4 protein-coding genes are annotated in these 5,509 nt (G+C 57.8%); 2 read left to right on the top strand and 2 right to left on the bottom strand.

Annotation, left to right across the window (positions count from 1 at the left end; genetic code table 11):
- Window positions 1-596, bottom strand: a 596-nt coding sequence (locus VGE80_RS20290) for a PEP-CTERM sorting domain-containing protein (protein ID WP_440593925.1), incomplete at its 3' end; no start/stop codon positions are given.
- A gap of 725 nt (window positions 597-1,321) precedes the next feature.
- Here VGE80_RS20290 and VGE80_RS20285 point away from each other — a divergent pair.
- Window positions 1,322-2,017, top strand: coding sequence for a VIT1/CCC1 transporter family protein (locus VGE80_RS20285; RefSeq protein ID WP_440593924.1), 696 nt, complete (start codon window positions 1,322-1,324; stop codon window positions 2,015-2,017).
- 246 nt (window positions 2,018-2,263) lie between these two features.
- Window positions 2,264-4,846 carry a cation-translocating P-type ATPase gene (locus tag VGE80_RS20280; RefSeq protein ID WP_440593923.1) on the top strand — a complete coding sequence of 861 codons (2,583 nt, stop codon included), beginning with the start codon at window positions 2,264-2,266 and terminating at the stop codon, window positions 4,844-4,846.
- A gap of 509 nt (window positions 4,847-5,355) precedes the next feature.
- Here VGE80_RS20280 and VGE80_RS20275 read toward each other — a convergent pair.
- The coding region (locus VGE80_RS20275) for a DUF2252 family protein (RefSeq protein WP_440593926.1) at window positions 5,356-5,509 on the bottom strand (154 nt) is incomplete at its 5' end.

The raw sequence follows: 5,509 nt of genomic DNA, 5'->3' as shown, positions 1-5,509 counted from the left end.
TTTCGGAGGACGTTTCCTCCCAATCCAACGATGCCCAGCGCCGCCAGAACGAAAGCGCTGGGTTCTGGGACTGGGGACTGCAAGGTGGTACTGAATGTATGATTGTCGCTTTCGAATTCAGATGCCCCTGGGGCATTTGTGAATACAATTGAGTCAAACATATCGGCCGCAGTTTCCGAGTAGAAGTTGACAAACACATAGGGCTGGCTGGGGTTTTGTCCCTGGAAGGCCGCGTTTGGGTTACCGAAGTAGGCAGGCCCGAACAGGGCTTCAATGGTCGCCTCATCAAAGGCACCGACCGAAACGCCGTTGTTGAAAAACTCGATTGAATTCGCGACGTCACCAGCCGAAAGCCAGAATCCAAAGTAAGCTTGGGCATCTTGAAGTGTTGCAGTCACCGAGTTACCCGTTTGGATGCTGAGGTACCTGCCAGTCCCTCCCGCTCCACCATACTCACTGGCTTCTCGGACGAACTGATTCCCGACATACGATACCGATGAGGTGGGCGTCAGATCAAAATTCTGAGTGAAGTGATAACCGGGATTTGCTGAATTGAAGTCGACCAACGTTGTGTTTGTCGCTGAGGATGTTTGCACTCCTGGACCTTCTACCGTCATTAGAATTCCGGCTTCGGCCATTCGGGAGGAAAGAGCAAGCAAAGCAACTGCAGCGAAACGAGAAAACCGCACCATCGAGAGAGTCACCTTAAATTCGGGGGGAACTTTATCAGGCCCGCCGCCGAAAACTCTCGCATGTTGGAGAAGGTGGGGATACGGCGAAAACGACAGTTGTCACGGTTTCGCAGCAAATACGTATTGTTTCGTACTCAGATTACAGACGTACCAGAAAAAACTTACAAAGCCGTCATGTTGATCCACTTTCGACCGTCGGACTGAATGGTTAACAAGCTAACCCAACGGACGCTTGTGCAACTTACCTTACGGCGTTCTGCACCAGCCGTAGACGTCCCGTATTTCAGTGCGGATCGACGGCACATTTTCGATCCCAGGCGACGCGGCGGTGGTAATTGAAGAGCTACCGACTGAGCGTGCCTGGTGAGGGGCCACGAAAGCGACTGGAAGACCACCGACCTGTCGGTGCACCTTAGTGACTTCATTTTTTTTAAACGTTGGCCTGTCTCTCGACGAGTCCCGGGTAACGTGGTCCAACTCACTGCGGGAGACATGACACGCGCCGCGGCCCTTTGCATTGGCCGCTGCTGATGTTAACCCTGTTGGGCTACGTTGTCTTAACGCAGCTGGTCAAGACGTGGCTGCTACGAATAAAGTGGATCTAACTGAGTATTCAAGGAACAATCGGCATGTACGTTCAACACAGAGAACGACACCGTACGGATCGGATTGGCTGGCTGCGCGCTGCAGTGTTGGGCGCGAACGACGGGATCGTATCCACGGCAAGTCTGGTCGTCGGCGTGGCTGCAGCACATTCTACAGCGAGTGACGTTCTGGTTGCGGGTGTGGCGGGCCTGGTGGCGGGAGCCATGTCGATGGCGGCCGGAGAATATGTTTCCGTCAGTTCGCAGTCGGATACTGAAAAGGCCGACTTGGATCGCGAGCGAAAAGAGCTGGCAACGGAGGATGAATCGGAACGGAACGAACTGGCTGCGGTCTATACGAGCCGAGGAGTCGAACCGGCACTGGCCCGACAAGTGGCCGATCAACTGATGGCCCACGATGCCCTCGCAACCCATGCTCGAGACGAACTGGGCATTTCGGACCTGACGACCGCCAGGCCCATCCAGGCGGCCTTGGCCTCGGCTGGAACATTCGCCGTCGGTGCGGCGATGCCGCTCGTCACCACCCTCGTCACGCCACGGACGGTATTGATCCCTGTCGTTATCGCCACATCGATCCTGTTTCTCGCGCTACTGGGCGGCTTCGGTGCCCATGCGGGAGGAGCCCCAGTCATGAAAGCCGCTTTCCGCGTCACATTCTGGGGGGTGCTGGCGATGGCACTGACCGCCGGAGTGGGTACGTTGTTCGGAGCAGTGGTGTAACCCGGCTCGGAACACTTCAAGACAACATCTGTGCAATTCGGAACACTGTCTGCCGCTAGTCGAAGTCATCAAGACGCCTGCATCACCAGCATGCACCGATTGCGAGCATTCCGGGCCAGATTTATTAGAATACCCCGTGAAACACCTCAAGCGGTTCAAGGGCAGGGCGGAGTAAGGACTCTACGCCTGACCGCGAGCCATAACGCTGCAACTGTTGATAAACCATGAGGGATCGACGAAGGCAAAATGGAACGAAGGACCGAACTTGTCGAACCCTCCGGCCTTTCCGAGGCCGAAGTCGCCGTGCGAGTGCAGCAGCACGGCTACAACGAGCTGCCGTCATCAAAGGGCCGCAGCATTTTTGCGACCGCCTGGGATGTCGTCCGCGAGCCAATGTTCCTGCTGCTGTTGGCGTGCGGCACCATCTATCTTCTCTTGGGCGATGTGCAGGAAGCCGTAATGCTTCTCGGCTTCGTGTTCGTGGTACTCGGCATCACGCTGTACCAGGAACGAAAAACGGAGCGGGCACTCGAAGCCCTGCGTGATCTCTCCAGTCCTCGTGCGCTGGTGATCCGAGGTGGCGAGCGAAAACGGGTTGCGGGCCGAGATGTCGTTCCTGATGACCTCGTGGTACTTGCCGAAGGGGATCGAGTTCCGGCAGATGCCGTTGTGCTTTCGTGTAACAACCTCTCTTCCGACGAGTCGTTACTCACCGGCGAATCCGTGCCAGTCAGAAAGGTCGCCTGGGATGGCGTGCGTGAGATGACTCGGCCAGGAGGCGAAGACTTGCCGTTTGTCTTCTCGGGAACGTTAATTGTTCAGGGGCAGGGCATCGCCCAGGTGCGGACCACGGGTATCCACACCGAGATGGGCAACATTGGCAAGGCCCTGCAAACGGTGCAGACCGAAGGAACCCGGCTGCAACAGGAAGTGGGGCGGCTGGTACGACGGGTGGCGGCATTTGGATTGGCCCTCTGCCTGATCGTAATCGTTCTTTACGGCATTTCTCGTGGTAACTGGCTCCAGGGGTTTCTGGCAGGGATCACCTTGGCGATGGCGATGTTGCCGGAAGAATTCCCCGTCGTCCTGACCATCTTCCTCGCCCTGGGTGCGTGGCGGTTGTCAAAGATGAACGTTCTGGCTCGTCGCGTGCCGGTGATCGAAACTCTCGGATCGGCCACCGTACTCTGCGTTGATAAGACGGGCACGCTCACCGCCAATCGCATGTCAGTCCGCAAATTGGCTGTGGACGGGGCTGTTCTGGATGTCGAGCAACAAACGAGTCAGGCGTTGCCTGAAGAGTTTCACGAGATCGTGGAGTTCGGCATCCTGGCGAGTCAGCGTGATCCATTCGACCCGATGGAAAAGGCGTTCCACGACCTCGGTAACGCCCGTCTCGCCGAAACCGAACATCTGCATGCGGACTGGACTCTGGAACGAGGATACTCGTTGTCGCCCGAACTGTTGGCGATGTCCCATGTCTGGAAGTCGCCAGCCGGCCAGGATTACGTCCTGGCGACGAAAGGTGCGCCGGAAGCCATCGCGGACCTTTGCCATCTGAATGCCGACCGAACGAAGATCATTGCGGAACAGGTTGCAGCGATGGCCCTGGACGGACTTCGCGTGCTGGGAGTCGCCAAGGGTGTCTACGGTCAACAGGTTTTGCCCGGCGAGCAGCACGACTTCACGTTCGAGTTCCTGGGCCTCGTGGGTCTGGCAGACCCGGTGCGTCCTACCGTCCCCGCCGCCGTTGAGGAGTGCTGCACGGCAGGAATTCGTGTCGTCATGATTACTGGCGACCACCCGACCACGGCTAAGAGTATCGCTCGCAAGGCCGGGATCAAGCCTGTGGATGAGATCATCACCGGCCCCGAACTTGATGCGTTGGAAGAAGCGGAACTGCGACGGCGGGTGCAAACCGTCAACGTCTTTGCCCGCATGGTACCGGAACAAAAGCTGCGGCTGGTGAATGCGCTCAAGGCCAATGGCGAGGTCGTCGCCATGACGGGTGACGGAGTGAACGATGCACCAGCCCTGAAAGCCGCCCACATCGGCATTGCGATGGGCGGGCGTGGGACCGACGTGGCCCGTGAAGCCGCTTCACTGGTCCTGCTCACGGATGACTTCGCATCCATCGTACAGTCAGTTCGCATGGGGCGGCGGATATTCGACCACCTGCAAAAAGCGATGACCTACATCGTGGCGGTCCATGTGCCGATTGCCGGGATGTCGCTCATCCCGGTCATGTTCGGTTGGCCGCTGGCCCTACTGCCGGTGCATATTCTGTTTCTGGAACTGGTGATCGACCCTGCCTGCTCCATCGTCTTTGAAGGCGAACCGGAGGAGGCCGACATCATGAAACGCCCGCCACGCAATCCCAACGATGCTCTCTTCGGCAGACGACTGCTCGGCCTCGGGCTTCTCCAGGGGGCAAGCGTCCTGATGATTGTGCTGGCGGTCTATCTGTCGGCCCTGTTGGGTTGGCATGACGCTCTGGACGCCACAGCCCTGAGTTTCACGACCCTTGTCGTCGCGAACCTTGGCCTGATCTTCGCCAACCGCTCGTGGACCCGAACCATCTGGTCCACGCTGCGATCTCCGAATCCGGCGTTGTGGTGGGTATTCGGCGGGACGCTGTTCTTTCTGGCACTTGTACTGTACGTCCCGTTCCTGCGAGACCTCTTTCACTTCTCCCTGCTCCATCCCTCCGATCTTGCGATCTGTCTGGGTGGCGGGGTTCTCAGCGTTCTCTGGTTCGAGGGGCTGAAAACCTTCAATCAGAAATGGTTCGCTCAGGGAGCGGGCCCCGCGTCGCATGACGAGGCATAACATCTTCCTGCAACCTGTACCCACGATCTGTGGGAGACAATCATCAGTCAAAACCGGCAAGCCGTTACCTCCGTCGGCCTGATCCTGCAGCGAGTTGGCAGGGGATGTCAAAGAAGACCCACGGAACTCGTGAGCGTTTCTTACTCAATGTCCCGGCAAAGTGAACTCAACACCGTATCGCGGCGCGGTGGAGATTCGCTTTTCGATTCCATCTTTCGTCGGCGGTAGCACAGTCGTTGCGCCTTCGGTTGGTTTCCTCTCGTTCCTCAACGGCTGCGACGTTCCCTTTGCGAGAAGAACCGACCAGAGTGGATCGAGACTGGTACGTCACCATCCTCGCCATGACTTCGAGGACAACCAGAGGCCATGGTTCGAATCCCGCCCACAGTTGCAGCGCGACGCCAACTGTCCCATTCCTCTCCAACAGAGTTCAAACGGTTGCGGCATACGAATCCCGTCGCCAACGACCTGAGGAGGTCCCGGCGGCGAGTCGAACGGCAAGCTTGGAGTTACGCGTCGTTCTCCACCAGGACATCGATCGTCCCCATCTTGACCGCTGCCTCCAGTGCTGCATGGTCTTTTTCATTTTGGTCAGCGTAAGCCAAAGCGAACTCACCGACGGCCTGGTCAAAGTCATCCGATTTGCCGAGATAGCCACTCATC

The sequence above is a fragment of the Schlesneria sp. genome, from assembly GCF_036405755.1.
Lineage (GTDB): Bacteria > Planctomycetota > Planctomycetia > Planctomycetales > Planctomycetaceae > Schlesneria > Schlesneria sphaerica.
The sequence above is the reverse complement of the archived record's forward strand: the minus strand, read 5'-3'. Positions and strand labels throughout refer to the sequence as shown.